Annotated in this window: 19 protein-coding genes and 1 pseudogene; 2 read left to right on the top strand and 18 right to left on the bottom strand. The window is 58.8% G+C overall.

Annotation, left to right across the window (positions count from 1 at the left end):
• Positions 1–33: 33 nt before the first annotated feature.
• From EOS_RS46105 to EOS_RS06500, 7 genes and pseudogenes are all read right to left on the bottom strand, one after another.
• A complete protein-coding gene (locus EOS_RS46105; RefSeq protein ID WP_152693086.1) occupies positions 34–294 on the bottom strand; it encodes a hypothetical protein in 261 nt (86 codons plus the stop codon).
• 54 nt (positions 295–348) lie between these two features.
• Entirely contained in the window at positions 349–621 is a 273-nt protein-coding gene (locus EOS_RS45585) for a hypothetical protein (RefSeq protein WP_053063785.1), read from the bottom strand.
• Between the two features lie 273 nt (positions 622–894).
• A complete protein-coding gene (locus tag EOS_RS06520; protein ID WP_047845785.1) occupies positions 895–2,067 on the bottom strand; it encodes a metallophosphoesterase in 1,173 nt (390 codons plus the stop codon).
• A gap of 347 nt (positions 2,068–2,414) precedes the next feature.
• The gene (locus EOS_RS06515; protein WP_326972904.1) at positions 2,415–2,804 is read right to left on the bottom strand and encodes a DUF4148 domain-containing protein; all 390 of its coding nucleotides are present in this window, start codon (positions 2,802–2,804) and stop codon (positions 2,415–2,417) included.
• Positions 2,805–3,174: 370 nt separating this feature from the next.
• A pseudogene (locus tag EOS_RS06510) lies at positions 3,175–3,636 on the bottom strand (acetyl-CoA hydrolase/transferase family protein); the annotation flags it as partial.
• A 28-nt stretch (positions 3,637–3,664) separates the two neighbouring features.
• Positions 3,665–3,883 (bottom strand): hotdog family protein, encoded by a 219-nt coding sequence (locus EOS_RS49160; protein ID WP_053063783.1) that lies wholly within the window; start codon positions 3,881–3,883, stop codon positions 3,665–3,667.
• Between the two features lie 421 nt (positions 3,884–4,304).
• Positions 4,305–4,829 carry a hypothetical protein gene (locus EOS_RS06500; RefSeq protein WP_047845784.1) on the bottom strand — a complete coding sequence of 175 codons (525 nt, stop codon included), beginning with the start codon at positions 4,827–4,829 and terminating at the stop codon, positions 4,305–4,307.
• A gap of 322 nt (positions 4,830–5,151) precedes the next feature.
• Between EOS_RS06500 and EOS_RS43450 the strand changes: the two genes are divergently transcribed.
• On the top strand, positions 5,152–5,673 hold the full coding sequence (locus EOS_RS43450; RefSeq protein WP_053063782.1) for a DUF6572 domain-containing protein: 522 nt from the start codon (positions 5,152–5,154) through the stop codon (positions 5,671–5,673).
• A gap of 358 nt (positions 5,674–6,031) precedes the next feature.
• Here EOS_RS43450 and hfq read toward each other — a convergent pair whose 3' ends face one another.
• From hfq to EOS_RS06465, 5 genes are all read right to left on the bottom strand, one after another.
• Positions 6,032–6,361: an RNA chaperone Hfq gene (gene hfq, locus EOS_RS49155; RefSeq protein WP_053063781.1), complete on the bottom strand. Its 330-nt coding sequence runs from the start codon at positions 6,359–6,361 to the stop codon at positions 6,032–6,034.
• Between the two features lie 671 nt (positions 6,362–7,032).
• Positions 7,033–7,266 carry a hypothetical protein gene (locus EOS_RS06480; protein ID WP_047845782.1) on the bottom strand — a complete coding sequence of 78 codons (234 nt, stop codon included), beginning with the start codon at positions 7,264–7,266 and terminating at the stop codon, positions 7,033–7,035.
• 181 nt (positions 7,267–7,447) lie between these two features.
• Positions 7,448–8,017: a TetR/AcrR family transcriptional regulator gene (locus EOS_RS06475; RefSeq protein ID WP_047845781.1), complete on the bottom strand. Its 570-nt coding sequence runs from the start codon at positions 8,015–8,017 to the stop codon at positions 7,448–7,450.
• A gap of 191 nt (positions 8,018–8,208) precedes the next feature.
• Positions 8,209–9,537, bottom strand: coding sequence for an LLM class flavin-dependent oxidoreductase (locus tag EOS_RS06470; protein WP_047845780.1), 1,329 nt, complete (start codon positions 9,535–9,537; stop codon positions 8,209–8,211).
• Between the two features lie 210 nt (positions 9,538–9,747).
• Positions 9,748–10,131, bottom strand: a complete 384-nt coding sequence (locus EOS_RS06465; RefSeq protein ID WP_047845779.1) for a DUF427 domain-containing protein — start codon at positions 10,129–10,131, stop codon at positions 9,748–9,750.
• A 405-nt stretch (positions 10,132–10,536) separates the two neighbouring features.
• On the opposite strand from EOS_RS06465, the gene EOS_RS06460 reads away from it, so the two are divergent.
• Positions 10,537–11,118, top strand: a complete 582-nt coding sequence (locus tag EOS_RS06460) for a TetR/AcrR family transcriptional regulator (RefSeq protein ID WP_047845840.1) — start codon at positions 10,537–10,539, stop codon at positions 11,116–11,118.
• 200 nt (positions 11,119–11,318) lie between these two features.
• Here EOS_RS06460 and EOS_RS06455 read toward each other — a convergent pair whose 3' ends face one another.
• From EOS_RS06455 to EOS_RS06430, 6 genes are read right to left on the bottom strand one after another with little or no spacing between them, the layout of a single operon-like run.
• Positions 11,319–11,615 (bottom strand): YciI family protein, encoded by a 297-nt coding sequence (locus tag EOS_RS06455; RefSeq protein ID WP_047845778.1) that lies wholly within the window; start codon positions 11,613–11,615, stop codon positions 11,319–11,321.
• 20 nt (positions 11,616–11,635) lie between these two features.
• Positions 11,636–11,920, bottom strand: a complete 285-nt coding sequence (gene catC / locus EOS_RS06450) for a muconolactone Delta-isomerase (RefSeq protein WP_047845777.1) — start codon at positions 11,918–11,920, stop codon at positions 11,636–11,638.
• A 30-nt stretch (positions 11,921–11,950) separates the two neighbouring features.
• Positions 11,951–13,285: a short-chain fatty acid transporter gene (locus EOS_RS06445; RefSeq protein ID WP_047845776.1), complete on the bottom strand. Its 1,335-nt coding sequence runs from the start codon at positions 13,283–13,285 to the stop codon at positions 11,951–11,953.
• A gap of 54 nt (positions 13,286–13,339) precedes the next feature.
• On the bottom strand, positions 13,340–14,299 hold the full coding sequence (locus EOS_RS06440) for a 3-hydroxyacyl-CoA dehydrogenase (protein WP_047845775.1): 960 nt from the start codon (positions 14,297–14,299) through the stop codon (positions 13,340–13,342).
• Between the two features lies 1 nt (position 14,300).
• The gene (locus EOS_RS06435) at positions 14,301–15,002 is read right to left on the bottom strand and encodes an SDR family oxidoreductase (protein WP_047845774.1); all 702 of its coding nucleotides are present in this window, start codon (positions 15,000–15,002) and stop codon (positions 14,301–14,303) included.
• Positions 15,003–15,020: 18 nt separating this feature from the next.
• Entirely contained in the window at positions 15,021–16,079 is a 1,059-nt protein-coding gene (locus EOS_RS06430; RefSeq protein WP_047845773.1) for a cyclase family protein, read from the bottom strand.
• Between the last annotated feature and the right edge of the window lie 65 nt (positions 16,080–16,144).

The raw sequence follows: 16,144 nt of genomic DNA, 5'->3' as shown, positions 1-16,144 counted from the left end.
CGGCAGTTTCCCGACGCTCATCACACCCGTGGATTATTTCGCCGTGGGCGTGAGCTCCACTGCCGTTGCTGAAATCATTACGGCATGAACGGTATCGCCCGCTTTTAGTTTATAAGCGGCTATATCGGAGCTTAAATCGAATGTCTCCGTATGCCACGGGCCACGCAGGGTAATTGTTTTCTTCTTTTGATTAATACTCTGCACCGTTGCGATAACCTCGACTTCGTGTACCGCACCAAATCCCTCGGAACCGGATGCGGGTGCATAAACCTCGGTATCGACCCGTTTTCCCAATCCATCATCCTTGGCTGAAGCTTTAACCGCCTTGACCAGTATCGCGTTCCTGATCTAAACATCCACGCGATCGCCGGTTTTCAAGGTGTCGAAATTCGTAACTTCCTTGCCGACCACTATCGGAATTACCCGGCCTTTAGCGCCTTTGAGCGTCAAGGTCCGCGTACCCGAATCGATGGCGGCAATCTGCGCCTGGATCTGCTTCGGAGGCGTGCTCTGCAAGGATTGTATGGCGGCACTGGAGAGCTGCTGATCGGTTTGCGCGCCGACATGCACAGTCACCGTTAATAAGGCGAGCGATAAAGCCACAGTCCATTTTGCGTTCATGCAGTTTCTCCGGGCGAATGTGAATTAAATCGCGCACCGAATTGAATGATTAATTCAATTCAGAAGCGCCAGCGCATTAAGGTGCGAGCGCTATTTATACAGCGCACACCAGAGCGTTGTCCACGAAACCGCATTAATTACTGATTATCAAGCAATCGGCGATAATATTCAAAAACCCGGATTTATTCTATTTTTTATAATAACCGCTCCGATTCAACACAAACTCGACGCGAGGCCGACATCCCTTTCGAGAATGCCGGCCGAACCCCTCGCTCAGGCCGGATGGACGCCGCTCCCGTTCACCAGACGCAAACGGGTAATTTCAGACGGTGCGCCGATCCGTATCGGCGGTCCCCAGTAGCCGGTGCCGCGGCTTGTATAAACCCACAAGTTGTTGAGCTTCTCGAGTCCCGCAACGAACGGCTGCTGTAACCGGACGAAGAAATTCCACGGCAGAAACTGGCCGCCATGCGTATGACCGGACAATTGCAGCGTAAAACCCGCTTTCGATGCAGCCGGCGCGCTGCGCGGCTGGTGGGCCAGCAGGAGACGAAACGCAATGTCGGAAGGGGCGCCGAGCATGGCTTTGGCCGGATCGCTTTTGTGCGCCGGGTCGAAACTGCCTGCGCCGTAGTCGGTCACGCCGGCCACGACCGCACGCGCGCCGTCGTGATTCACCACCACATGTTCGTTGATCAGGACCTTCAGCCCAAGCCGGCGGAATTCCGCAATCCATTTGTCCGCGCCCGCGTAATACTCGTGATTGCCGGTGACCAGAAATGCGCCGTGCCGCGCTTTCAGATCCGACAGCGGTCGAGTGTGGGCGGCAAGATGCGGCACGGAACCATCGACTACATCGCCCGTCACAGCGATCAGGTCCGGTGTCAACGCGTTGACCGCGGCCACGATCTTTTCGACGTAATGACGCTTGATGGTCGGGCCGACGTGAATATCGCTGATCTGCACGATGGTGAAACCGTGCAACGCGGCAGGCAGGTTGTCGATAGGCACGTCGACATTTTTCACCCCGGCACGCCGCCGGGCGCTGTAAATACCAAGTAGCGTGGCCAGCACCGCAAGCAGCGGCACGCCAAGCGCGCTCCAGGCAATGAAGGCAGGCCAGCCGCCGATGTCCTTTTGCACGCTGCTGATCAGGTGCAAAACGAGCAGCACGATATCGCGGAGAAACGTCAGCACCAGCAGCGAGGAGAAAAAGCCCATGGTGAGCAGGCCGATCCACGCAAGGCGATCGGACAGCGGCTGCTGGCTGACATTGCGCGCGGCCATGCCGAGGGGAATCAGCAAGCAGGACGCCACAAGTGCGAGCACTGCGAGCCATCGCAGCGGTGCACCGACGGGTGCGGCCGGAATGAGGCGCACGCCGATATACACATGAAACAGAATCCCGATACCGATTACGCGGATGAAAAACGCGGAACGTCGCATAGACCGCCTGGTAGAAGGTGAAGCCGGAGTGTTCAGACCGGGATTGAAGCTGGCGACCGGATACGTCTGAAGACAAACGCGGTCTGAAACGGCATCCGATTCTACCGGTTCGCCAAAAAGCCTGCCGGTGCGTGGGCCGGAGTCATACGGCTTGAAACGCGCATGCCATAAAGGGTTCGTCAAGCCTCACACTTCGTGAAGGCGACGGCAAGTGTGACCGGGCAACTCCGCTTGAAACCGCAAGAAATCAGTTAGCGGATCGCTCGCACGGTCACCCTGCGGAGCAAAAAATAACCCGCTTTCAGCGGGTTATTTTCATGCGATCAGACTACGATCAGAGTCCTCGTTCAGGGCGCGGAAGCCGCCTTGGCCTTAGCTGCCGCCGACTTCTTCTCCGCATTCTGAATGTTTTGCGGATAGTTGGTCTGGTCGCCGCCCGGCTGGTAGCCGTTCTTTTCCAGATCCTTCAGTTCGGCGTTCTTCTTGGCGCGGGCAGCCTTGCGGGCGGCCTTGCGTTGCGCCTTCTGCTCCTGCTTCGTTGCGGAAGCACCCATGTCGGAAGCGGCGGTTTGCGCCATCGCGACAGGGACGGTGAGCCCGGCGATCGAAACTGATACGACAAGAGCCATTGCAGCCATGCGGATACGGTACATAACGAGATTCTCCACGAAAAGCGGTTCTTTTTTGGAGCGGTGGCGCACTCGGCGTCCGCCGCGTTTGTCGTGCTGGACCTGCATGCTTCGTTACGTGCCAGAAGGTCCCGCGCCTAAGACCTTGTTTGTGAACCAGCGGGCACGCGTGGGTATCTTAACCAACTCTTTGTAAAAACGTGTAGCACATCCGCAAGATCTAAAGCAGTAAGCCGCCTTTTTTACGGGATGGATCAAGTCGGGGCGCGTGCCAGACCGGTGGTTCACTCCACGATTACCCGCCGATGCACCATTTTCGTCACGTCAAAAAGCGTACGAAGTTGTCGACCGCTTCGCGTTTGCCGACCAGCGCATTTTCGGGCTGCGATGGATCCGCGTGACCGATGCTCATCCCGCACATCGCGCTCTCATTGTCCGGCAGCGCCAGATGTTCCGCGATGATCCTGTGATAGCGATTGAATGCGGCTTTGCCGCGATTAAGCGTCTTGCGCAAGTTGTCGACCACCCCCGATGGATCAGCTCGACGAGCCCGGGCATGAGCAATTCCGTATGAATTCCCAGATGCCGATGGCTCGCCAGTGCATTGCACACCGCGTTCGGCAATGCTCGCGCTGATCGCCCGGTCGCGTTCGGTCGCGGCCTTCGGCCTCAACTCGGGCAACGGCTGATTCGACTCTACGATTGCATCGACTTCCGACACGTGCAGCAGCGAGTCGCCAAACACGCGCAGCATGTTCGGATTCACTTCCACGATCAGCCGTCGCACCGCACGCGCACGGAGCGCTTCGAGCAGCGCGGGCGGCTGCGACATCGCCATGTCAAGTGCGATCGACGAATCGCTGCGCAATGCAGCCACCGCATTTTCCGGTGATGTCAGCTTGCTCTGGTACATCTCTTCAACTTGCATTCTGACGTTCATGCTTGTGTTCCCTAAGCAAATACCTGCATCAGTAGTTGACGGCTTCTTCCGGTGAATGGTCGGGTTTGTAGATCAGCATCGTGCGTTCGAATGTTATAACTATTTTGCTATCCTGATTAATTTTAATCGTCTCCACCGTGACAATGCCCTGTGTCGTTCTGCTCGCCGACTCACGCTTTGACAACACCGTCGGTTCCGCAGCCACGCGGCAACGCGCGAGCAATGGCACATCGACGGCTTCTTCCATTTTGCTTGATGCGACCACTTGCAGAACCGAGCGCAAGGTTCACGTGCGTCGCGCGATGCGTGATGCTGCCTGTTTCCACCACGGCCACGAACAGCCGCAAGTCTGCTATATCGAAACGGCGCCGAGAGCAACGCCGGATTTTTGCATGCGGCCCCAAACAACGCGTTTTTTCCCACCGGACGGTTATGCGCGACGCATAAAAAAATCCATCCGGCTTGCGCCGAATGGATTTTTTGAGCGATGACGCCTGGTCGCAGAGGTACCTTGATTGCAGCGTCAGCGCGCTTCCGGAGAAGCTCGAAACCAGCCGGTTTTACCCGGATGATTCGCCGTTCGTCATCCAGCGGGGATCCGGATCACCAACGAAGTGCGCATCATGAAGTTTCGACGGATCAACGGCTATCGGACGAATCCGACTGATTTACCGGAGTGCCTGGCCTGACGCCAGCGGAGTCGGGCTGACGACATCGACCAGCACACGCGTGCCCGGGACGACCGTGGCTGCTGCCTTTGGCGAATTTGCCTGGACCGTCAGCTCGGCGCCTTGCGTGTCCTTGAGCGTCATCACGCCGCGCTCGCGGTCAACGCGCGCTACGCTGGCCACCGTCTGATCGCCCTCCGGCGACGGGGTCGCCACCAACGACGACGAGTCGAGTACCGTCAACCTGATCGCGCGCTGGGTTACGCCGACCACATTCGTGCCGGCTTTCAGTTGATCTAGGTTAGCCACGTTGCTGCCTATCTGGAACGCTTCAGTCGCGCCTTGTGCATTGACGACCGTGACCTGATGCATGGCCACATCCACAGACTGCACCTTCTCGCCGACACGCACCGACGTGGTGCCGTCGATAGACGCGGCGAATGCGCCGGTCATCACCATCGACGATGCGGCTGCAATGAGAGCGGACTTAAAGGATTTGCCGAGTTTTCTTGACTTCGATTTCATGGTGTTGCTCCTGCCGGACAAATCAGGGTCTGCTCATGCGCCGTCCGATCCAATCGCACAAACTGTTTAATAACGTGAATCCAGTTTGTTTTTCGAGATGAAACCTGTCAATTGATCTAGCTTATTTTTAGGTATCCTCCTATTTCAAGATATCGGTTTAAGATGTGCACCAAAACAATCAATTTCAAAGCTTGTCGGACGATGTGAAGCTTGATGGTCGTACACTGTTGCAATCATGCCCCGCGTACTTATTTAGGATGACGCAGTCCATTACAATACGCGCCTGCAATCTTTGTCCGGCATCGGGCGCTGGGGAAATACCATGTCTCTTCTCGACGTGGACACAATCGATTACGTCGGCGTGAACATTTTGTTCAAGCGGGTGTATGTCGGCATTTTCGACGACCTCGACTGGGACGACGAAGCCACGCATTTTGCGCTGCTGACCAAAAAGATCGATCGTTACACGCAGTACGTCCGTTCCGGCCAGTTGCTTGCGGCTTACCCGCGTGTGCGCGGTTATCCGGTGATTATTGAATACGTCGCCATGCGGCCGATGACCCGCTCGGCCGAAGCCTTCTGGAAGACGCGCGAGACGATCATCCGCGCGGTCGGTTTCGACGTCCGGTGCCGCACAGTGGACGTGCGGCATGCGCTGGCCGCAGATGCCGAGGTCAAGGTGGACGGCGTGGACGTTGCGGCCGATACGCGGCTCGAATCGGTTGTCAACGCGCTCGATCTGGCGACACGCCCGGTTCCTGAGGAGAAACATCGTGAAGACATCGTGCACGCCGGCCGGCGTGCAGTCCTGGTGATGCGCAAGAAATCGCCCTCTGGACGATGACAACGGTTAACCGGCGGCACGCGGAGTTTGTGACGAAACGGTGACAATATTACGCAACAAAAAAGGCGAGGCCCGAATCGGGCTTCGCCTTTTTTACGTGCTTTGGGCAGAACGGGTCAGCGTTCGCTGAGTTGCAGTGATCTTTCCGGCCCGGAAAGTTGCCAGACTCGCACCACTTAAGCCACCCGCCTAACCCATTATTTCGGGGGCCATTGGGCAAAGAGCCGGATGTTGAGTGTCCGCTCTAATTGCGCCGCACAGCTGGCATTTCACCGATCCGCCACAACCCAAGGCCGATTCTTCCCTCAATAGCCGTGGTTCACGCGCCGGTCTGCCCGACGCGCTATTCAAGGCGGCTTTATTCGCCGCCAATGTTCGTCGGCAAGCGCCGCTTGTGGGATATGGCAACAGGACGCTTTGAATCTCCGTCCCGTGGGGCGCCCGCACCGGTACGCGCCGTTCCGGCGGTGAAAGCTTTGCCGGTGTCTTCCTGGATGGTCGAAATCGAATGCTTGTAGACCGCCTGGATGCCGGCGGCCGAGCTTAGCATAACCAGATACTGATCGAACGATTCGATGTGGCCAACCAGCCGTACCCCGTTCACGAGGAAAATTGCGACACGCTTGCGCTCTTTGCGAGCGGCGTTCAGCACGTCGCTCTGACTTTGCTGCTGGGGTTCTGTAGCCATTCTCATTCGACCTGACGTTAGTATTTCGGACTGTTCCGGCAGACATCCACCGGAATCTTGATTCATTAAACAATGTGCGGCAGCAGGCTCGCTACCTAGCTTCGGCGAATTCCAATGCAACGGCTTGCGCTGACCGAATGCTTCCGTTTCTTACCGCTCAATAACACGGAAGCAGCCACGCAGGCTCTGCTAATCCCTGACGTGCCTTCATAATGCCAGATCATGGCACCGCGCACTGTTTGCCCACGTTCGAGCAACGCCGCTCCGTGGAGTTCAAACTTCACCTGAAAAATCGATTTCGGAATCTTCGCAAGCCCGATAAACGCGCCCGCAACGGCACGATCGATACTAACCCGCGGAAATAACACACGCGCACGGCGATTGAAGCTTAACGAGATCAAAAACGGACAAACTCTCGCCGGCCAGCGCCGCTTCGCGGGGCGTGCGACTTCGGAGCAATTGCTGAAAAGTCGTTCGTCGGCTGGGTCCCGCGGGACGTCCGGCCGGCGCACATGAACATTTCCAGGCGTTGCGTCTTCTGTCCGAGTGGAAAGGTCAAAAAAAAGCCGTCGCGGCCGGTTTACCGAACCGCAACAGCCCTTTGTGTTCGCCGCCGCTTAATCGACGTAACTTAGCTGACGTAATCGGCGGCTGAATTCTAACGTCAAGCGTCATTGCGCGGGGGCTACTGGCGGCTTCTTTTTGTGCTTGAAGTGGAGCTTGCCCTTTGAACTGCCGGGCGTGGATACATTGTCGCCGCCCATGGTTGGACCGGCCGTTGCCGCACCGTGCGCGTTGCCGCCACCCGAGCCGCCGTTGCCGTTGCCACCACCACTCTGGGCAGCGGCCATGCCGGACGCGCCAAGCAGGATTGTGGATACGCAAATCAGGTTAACTACTTTCATCGACAGTCTCCAAAGAGCACGATTTTGTATTCGATTACCGGCCACCAGACTCATGCCCGATGGCCGACATCGACACGCAGACAACGCGTCGAATGTAATAGATTGACCGCACTGCTTCAAGACTTGTTTCTACCAACGCAGCGCGCGCCTCGCCACGGCACCGCTGACTTCGACGCCATGTTCAGTCCGGTGGCCCAGGCAACAAGGGAATCAGTTGCCCAGCGACGCCATCCAGAATCTCCTTCGATAAAACCGGGTCCGACACCGCTCGCGCCAACCCGATCGCTCCAAGACAGGCGCTCATTTGCAGCATTGCGCGGGCGCGGCGTTCGGCCGGATCCTTGATGTCGAGCAAACCCTCGGAGAACGCGAGATTGTGTTTGACGCGCTCCGTGAACACATCGCGCGTGGCTTCGTTGCTGCGCCCGACGTCGCCGAGCAACGCGCCCAATGCACAGCCCTTGCCAGGCGCATCCCGATGCGCTTCGCTCAGGTAATCACGCACCGCCTGCGCAAGGTTTTCTGCACGTGCTTCCCATGCATCGAGGCTCGTGAACGCAGCACCGAGTGCCTCGGTCACGAGTTCATCACGCGATTCAAAATGCTTATAGAAACCGCCGACTGTCATGCCGGCTTCCTTCATGACATCGGCGACGCCAATGCCGTCCAGCCCAAGTTCCCGAAAGCGCCGCGCTGCCACGTCGACGATCCGCTGATGCGTTGCTGCCTTCTCTGCCTGTGAATGTCCCATGACCTGCGTTTGTCCTGTGATGGGGCGGCTACGAGCACCCCCGGGCATCAATCTTAATGCAGAACCGAGTTGGACCGATCGCTGGCCGGTTTGACGCTGTGCCTGAATATAAATTAGGTATACGAAATAATGACCTAGGAACGCCGTATTGATTCGATATGGCGCCCCGGACACAAGGCGCCGTCCACCCCTCAAGCCTTGAAAAATCGGTTCTCAGGTCTCGGCAACCCAAGATTCTCCCGAAGAGTGACACCCTCGTACTCACGTCGAAAGATTCCTCTTGCCTGCAATTCTGGCACGACCTTGTCGACGAAATCGTCGAGGCCTCCCGGAAGGTAGGGGAACATCACGTTGAAGCCGTCCGACCCCTCCTCCACGAGCCATTGCTCCATCTGGTCCGCGATCATCGCTGGCGTACCGATCATTTCAAGCCCCGAATAACCGCCGACCCGCTGCGCTAGCTGGCGGATCGTGAGCTTGTCGCGCGTGGCCCATTCAATCACGCGCTCACGGCTACTTTTGCTTGCGTTGGTTTCAGGGATCTCGGGCAGTGGACCGTCGGGATCGAAGCCGGATACGTCGTGGCCAAGCAGGATGGAAAGCGAGGCGATGCCGCTGTCGTAATGCACGAGGCTGTCGAGACGCGCGCGCTTCTCCCGTGCTTCGTCCAACGAGTCGCCAACTACGACGAACGCCGCCGGCAAAATCTTGAGGTGTTCCGGATTGCGGCCGAGCTTCGCCATGCGGCCTTTGACATCGGCGTAAAACCGTTGACCGTCGGCTAGTGTGGTCTGCGCCGTGAACACGGCTTCCGCCGTCTCGGCCGCAATCTGACGCCCCGCTTCCGAGGACCCCGCCTGCACGATCACCGGCCAGCCCTGCACCGGCCGCGCAATATTGAGCGGCCCGCGCACCGACAGGTTCTCGCCCTTGTGGTTCAGCACATGCATCCTGGCGGGATCGAAGAAGGTCCCGCTTTCAACGTCGCGAATGAAGGCGTCGTCGGCCCAGCTATCCCAGAGGCCGGTAACGACGTCGAAGAACTCCCGGCCTCGTTTATAACGCTCGCCGTGCTCCACGTGTTCGTCCAGACCAAAGTTGAGTGCGGCATCCGGGTTGGCCGTGGTGACCAGATTCCAGCCCGCGCGTCCGCCGCTCAGATGGTCGAGCGAGGCAAAGCGGCGAGCGACGTGATAAGGCTCGTCAAAGGTAGTGGACGCCGTCGCGATCAGGCCAATGCGCTCGGTCACCGCTGCGAGCGCCGACAACAGCGTGAGCGGCTCGAACGACGTGGCCGTGTGACTTCGCCTCAACGCCTGGGTGGGCATGTTGAGAACGGCAAGATGATCTGCCATGAAGAAAGCGTCGAACCGGCCGCGCTCCAGCGTCTGTGCAAAACGCTTGAGATGCGCGAAATTGAAGTTCGCGTCGGGGAACGCGCCGGGGTAACGCCAGGCCCCGGTGTGAATGGTGGCCGGGCGCATGAAAGCGCCAAGCCGCAAGCGACGTTGCGTGGTCATAAAGCTCCGTTTTAGCGTTGACAAAAGCGCCCCGACGGCGAGGCAAACGCTTCGTTCGTGGACGCAGCGTCATCGATAAAATACGTCGAATGGCGAAAGCGTGCACAAACGGCAATCGACGCAAAAACGGCTTGATCAGTCGTCAGTGTTTGGTAAGCGTGCCGAGACCCCAATGCGTTCAATCTCATTGGCGAACACGGTGTGTCAGTGTCAACCGGCTGTGTGCACGTCGAACGTATCCACGCGATCGGTGTAGAACGCCAGATGGTCCTTGATCTGCGCAACCGCGGGATAAGTGTCCTCGTAAGTCCACACCGCGTTCACGGAACGTTCGCCACCCAGCGGGATGCTGTAGTAGGCGCAGTCGCCTTTGTACGGGCAATAGGTCGCGTGGTCCGTGCGCTGCAGCAGCGACATGTCGACGTCCTTGCGCGGAATGTAGTGAACCGCGGGGTACGACGCTTCACGCAACGTCAGCGCCTCACGCGTGTCTGCAATAACCCGCCCGCCGATAGAAACGGTGATGCGCGCGGGGTTAGGCTCGATCGTGATGGGGTGATCAGGGCCAGGAATCTTGACTGTTTTGGTCTGCATGGCTTCGTGCTCCTTGAGGCAACGGTGAACGGACTCAAGCGTTGTTGAATAGCAGCTACATATGAATACTGCAGCGTATCGGAAAGCGCATTTGTTTGCCGTGCGCCCGCGTGACGCATTAGAGCTTCAACTCACCAACTCCGCCACATCCGGTTCTTCCGAAACAACACGGCGCGTTGCCACCGGCATGCGCGCCCTGCCCGGATAGCAACGGACAACGATCGAACAACTCCATTCGTGTGTTCCCTTGGCGCGCGTGAACGCGAATCGATGAGCAGTCGCATCATTCTAAAATAATACGTCTGTCCGTATTAAAGTCACCTACACTTCTGATGTCAAGTGATGGTTGCGCCGGCCGGCGGAAATCTTGACCGCCAATATGTACGACCGTACAATATTTTCACTATGCCAAGACCATCACATCGCACGAAGATCCTGACCGAAGGCCTCAAGGTCGTCCACGAACGAGGCTTCGGCGGAGCGAGCGTGCGGGACATCGTTCAGGCCGCCGGCGTGCCGCAAGGCTCGTTCACGAATCACTTTGCGTCGAAGGAAGCGTTCGGCCTGGAAGTCATGGATCTTTATTTCGCCGACAGCCGCGAAGTGATCCGCGAAACGCTATGCAACGACCTGCTTGCGCCACTACGGCGACTTGAGGATTACATCGACGCCAACATTGCGCATCTCACCCGGAACCACAGCAGGAATGGCTGCTTGTTCGGAAACTTCGCGGTCGAAGCAAGCGATCACAGCGAGGTGCTTCGTACCCGGGTGGTCGAGATATTCGCGGAAGTGCAGAAGTGCGTGGCTTATTGTCTCGGCGCGGCGGTAGAAGCGGGCGAGTTGCCGCCGAAAACGAATTGTGACGAGCTGGCGCAGTTCGTTGTGTCGTCGTTGCAAGGGGCCATTTTGCTGGCAAAGGCGCAACGTAATCCGGCTCCGGTAGAAGGCTTCAAACGTCTGCTGTTCACCACGGTTCTGCGCTGAAGCAGCGCGGCCGGGGGGCCAAGGGGAAGAAAACGGGAAGTAAGCGGCAGCGCTAAGACCGCTCGCAGAATGGTCAGCTTACCGAAGTGGCGTTGAAAGAATCTTCCGCTTGCCAGGCGTCACACGGCTCGTTGTATCGGGTTGGAGGTATGGCTACCCACCGAAGCATGACGAGGCGCACGAAATCGACGCAGGACGGCCTACAAATAACCCTTGCCGTCTACATAAGCCTTACGCCAGCGGGTAATCGTCACGCGCTCGAACAAACCGGCAAGCGCGAACGGGTCGTTTGCGATGAAACGCGCGGCTTCCTCGCGCGTGTCGAGATCGACAACATACAGGCCACCGCCCGCGTTACTGCCGTCGTCCTCGAGCTTCGCACCGCACGCAAGCAGCAGCGACTTATTGGCGTCGAGATACGCCAGATGCACGTCGCGCTCCCGTGTGCGCATCGGCGCGTGACCGGGCTTGTCCCACGTTTCGATAATGAACGGCACCACACCTCCTGTTATCGGGATCAGTTCTGTGCGATCGCCGACGGATGCTGGGCAAGCGGCGTGACCTGGATCGCCATATAGGGAAAGAGCGGCAGCGAACTGAGCAACGTGTGCAGTTCGTCGTTGGATTCGACGTCCAGAACACTGTAGTTCGCGTACTGCCCGGCCACGCGCCACAAGTGGCGCCATTTCCCCTCACGCTGCAGTTTTTGCGAGAACGCTTTCTCGTCCGCCTTCAGGCGATTGGTGAGCTCGGTGTCGGCGTCGAGCGGGATCTGCACCACCATATGAACCAGGAACAACATGATCGAACCTCCGGAAGGTAAGTGGGCCGTTTAGCCCCATGCAAGGATCGCAACCGTATAAACAATACCGATCCAGAACATCATGATGACGGTATAGCCCATGATGTCCTTCAGTTTGAGCTTCGACAACGCGAGAGCCGGCAAAATCCAGAACGGTTGGATCAGGTCGTTCCAGGCATTGCCGAGCATGACCGCCGTCGCCGTATGACCCACGGACGCGCCAATCGCCTTTGCCGCCTCGATCATGAACGGTCCCTGAATGACCCAGTGGCCGCCGCCGGACGGCGCGAAGAAGTTGATGAAAAACGAACTAATGAGGCCCCAGAACGGCAACGTATGCGGCGTCGCGATCCTGACAAAAAACTCGGAGAACGTCTTGACCAGTCCCGACGATGCCATGATCGACATGATGCCCGCATAAAACGGATACTGCAGGATGATGCCGCTGATCGTGCGGATGCCTTCGTTGAGTTTCTCCACATAACGGATCGGCGTGCCCAGCAAAATGATGCCGAGAAACACAATGATGAAGTTGATCAGGTTCAGATCCATCGAGCCGCCGCCGTGGAAATACAGCACCACGTAGACCACGCCGATCAATCCGATCAAACCGCTCAGCACGCGGCTGTTGTTGAGGCGGCTGGCTAGTGTGCGGTCATCGGCGGCGTCGGCAGGAAGCGCCGGCTTATCTGCTCGCGAGTCATCTTCAAGCGTACGGTCGATCTCGGTTACCGGCTGGCCCGGCTTCGGATGCAGCCATGCATTGAGCAGCGGCAACGTGATCAGCACGACCAGGCTGGTGATAAGCATGGTCGGCGAGAAGATGGTTTCAGAGAGCGGAATCACGCCCATCTGCGCTTCCATCGGGTGGCCTTTGGTGGAGATGAGCACGGGAATGCTCGCCGACAAACCGAGCCCGTAGAGCGTAAAGCCGCTATACGCCGACGCGATGATCAGCGGGTAATGCACGCCCTTCACGCTCAACGCCAGCTTGCGCGCGACAATGCCGCCGATCACCAGCCCAAAGCCCCAGTTGAGATAACTGCCGATCCCACCCACCAGCGTCGCGACGATGATCGCCGTGCGCGGATCGTGCACCCGCATGACGATGCGGTCGAGAAACCGCTCGGTCAATGGCGCGGTGGCGAGCACGTAACCCATCGCGAGAATCACGGCCATTTGCGTGGTGAACGCAAGCAGCGTCCAGAAGCCCTTGCCCCAGCTTGTTGTAAGCGCCACGATGCCCTGACCCTGCACGAGTACGGCGAGGACCATGGTGAGAAGCGTCAGCCCGATGGCAAATACGAACGGATCGGGCAAATATTTGCGCATCAGTTCGGTGAAGAATCCCGTTATTTTCTGCATGCTAATGTCTCTATGTTTTATTTAGTTAAGCAAACTGCTCTGTCCGATCAACCGTCAGGAATCGCTGCCTGAAACCGCTGACTTCCGGTGGCGGGCTAGCGCCATCAAAGCGCGATCGCGCCATGCCACGCGCTCTTCCCATTGTTCGAGCGGTACTACCGCACGTCGTGCCTTAGCCACTTTCCCGACGAGCTCCGGCGTCCATGGATCGTGTTGGCCGCGTTCGGCGCCCATCCGTTCGTATGCCGGGCCCATCTTCTGCGCGTGCGAAGTTATGCCGCCACGGGTATTCAAATCCACCGTTTCGAACGGACCGATTACGGACCAGCGCAAGCCGAGACCGTCGCGCATGACCGTGTCTATGTCCTCGACCGTTGCCACGCCGTCGCGCACGAGGCAATACGCTTCGCGCAGCACCGCACCCTGCAGCCGGTTGAAAACGAAACCCTCCACCTCTTTCGATACGAGCACGGGTTGCAGGCCGGCATCGCGGAAAAGTTGCATCGTGCGTTCGGTGACGTGCGACGCAGTAAAAGGCGCGGGCACGATCTCGATAACGGGAATCAAATACGGTGGATTCCCCGGATGCGCGATCACACAACGATGCCGCCCCGGCAGATCGCCGACGAAGGTCGACGCCGTCAACGCAGATGAAGCGCTCGCAAAGATCGCCGTCGCGGGAGCAGCCGCGTCGAACTGCGCGAACAATGCGCGCTTGACGTCCACTCGCTCGGGCGCGCATTCCTGCACGAGATCGGCGCCGGCAACCGCTGTTTCCACCGACGTTGTCATCTGGACGCGTGCCGCCACGGCGTCCACAGTTTCATCGAGCAAACCGAAGCGCGCCAGTTCGTTCAAGCGCTGTGCGATCTCTCCTAGCGCGGCATCACGGCGTGCCGCATCTGGATCGAACAGGCGCACGGGCCAGCCCGCGCGTGCAAACACCACGGCGAACGCAACGCCAATACTCCCCGCCCCCACGATGGCCACGCGCCGGATTTCAAGCGTGCTCATCTCAAACTCCTGCTACGCCGACCGTCATGCCGCCACACACATAGAGCACCTGGCCGGTGACGAAACCACTGCGGGCATCGAGGAAATAGGACACAGCATGCGCAATATCCTCGGGCGTACCCACGCGTTTCACCGGGACGCTCTCCACAATGGCTCGCGTACGCGGACTGTCCGGCGGGTTCGCACGATCGAAAAGTTCAGTACGGATCGGACCTGGGCCGATCGCGTTCGCCGTGATGCCATGACAGCCGAGTTCGAGCGCCCATACACGCGTCATGCCGATCAACGCGGCCTTGGTCGCCGAATACGCGGTGCGTAATTCCTTACCCAGCGCCGCGCGCGAAGACATGTTGACGATACGGCCGAAACCCGCTGCCTGCATGCCCGGCAGCAGCGCTTGCATGCATTGCATCGCACAACGCACATTCAGCGACCACGCGAGTTCGAGTTCCTCAATGCTTTGCTCTGCCACGCCGGCCGGCACCACCACGCCGACGTTATTGATCAGCCGGGTGATCGGACCGCCGGCGAGCGCCTGATCGAGCGCTTTCGCCGTTGCGTCGGTATCCGAAAGGTCAGCAATAAAACCACTGCCCACACGGTCGATCACCACAGCTTCGAAGCCGTCCGCTTCACAGCGCTCGGCGCAAGCTGCACCGATTCCGGCCGCACCGCCGGTAATCAAAACTCGTTCTCGTGTCATGTCGTGTACTTTATGAAATCAGACGGTTGCGATCGGCGTCACGGGCGAACCCATCGCGCCCGGCAAACGCAGCGGCGGCGCTGTCAACATGAAGTGCGACCGTCCGTTAGCGCGCAGCCATGCCGCGAGATCGCGCAAATACCAAAGCTCACCGAGCGGTAAGCCGAGCTTGAACAAACAGTGGTGATGCAGCGGCATCAGCGGATAGCGACCTTCCGCCGGACGCGCGGGATAACGCTCGACCGCGTAGTTATCTGCGGCCAGCGCCGCAATGCCCGAATCGGTCAGCCATTGCAACAGCCGCTGATCGCGGCCATCGAGCGCGCAACACTGGCTGTTGAGCACGGCTTCATCGGGATGACGGTTCATTTCCAGCACCAGTTCGGCGAAGCCCGTCCGCAGTAGCAGCATGTCGCCGCGATCTATCTGCACGTTGTCGGCGTCGATGGCGAACATCAGGTCGTCGTAACCCACGGTGCGATGCTCACGCCCGTAATGCGCCACGAGATCGACAAGCACGCCGCGCCCCTGCATGCCCTTTACCGCGAGATTTTCGATGCCGAGCGCTTCCGCGTGGCTATGTTCGTTACCGCAGGCGTGCGGCGCAAACGCGTCGTCGCGACGATATTCCATCGGTCCGACTACGTCCGTATTCGCCTTGTAGCCGTTGTAGTAGACGCTTTCCGCCACGCCGTCGCCGTCGGCGTCGAAGAGCGCGCCCACATGCGCGAGCGAGTCCCATTGGGTGGAATATTGCAGGCTCATCAGGACCTGGTCGTCGCTGACCACGTCGGTCGCCTGCTCTTCCATGCGCGCGAACGGGAAGTTCACGTAGGGCAATCCGTCCTTCGTCGTGGGCCGCAAAACCGGCGGATGACGTCGCACGTTCAGCTTGCTGTCGCCGGGATAATCCAGCGGCAGGGACAGGCAAAAACTCAAGCCCGCGCGAATCTCGCGCGCGCCCTTCAGTACCTGTTCCGAGGTGATCAGATTGGGTCGTCCGAGTTGATCGTCGGGACCGAAATCGCCCCAGTTCGAACCGTCAGGCCTGTTCTTCCAGCGCCTCTGATCCTGCATCTTCTTCTCCTTGCACGACGTCTTGAGCCCGTCAGGTCGACCATGACGTGAGCATGATCACCGCG

Source organism: Caballeronia mineralivorans PML1(12) (assembly GCF_001028175.1).
Lineage (GTDB): Bacteria > Pseudomonadota > Gammaproteobacteria > Burkholderiales > Burkholderiaceae > Caballeronia > Caballeronia mineralivorans.
This window is presented reverse-complemented; position numbering and strand designations above follow the sequence as displayed.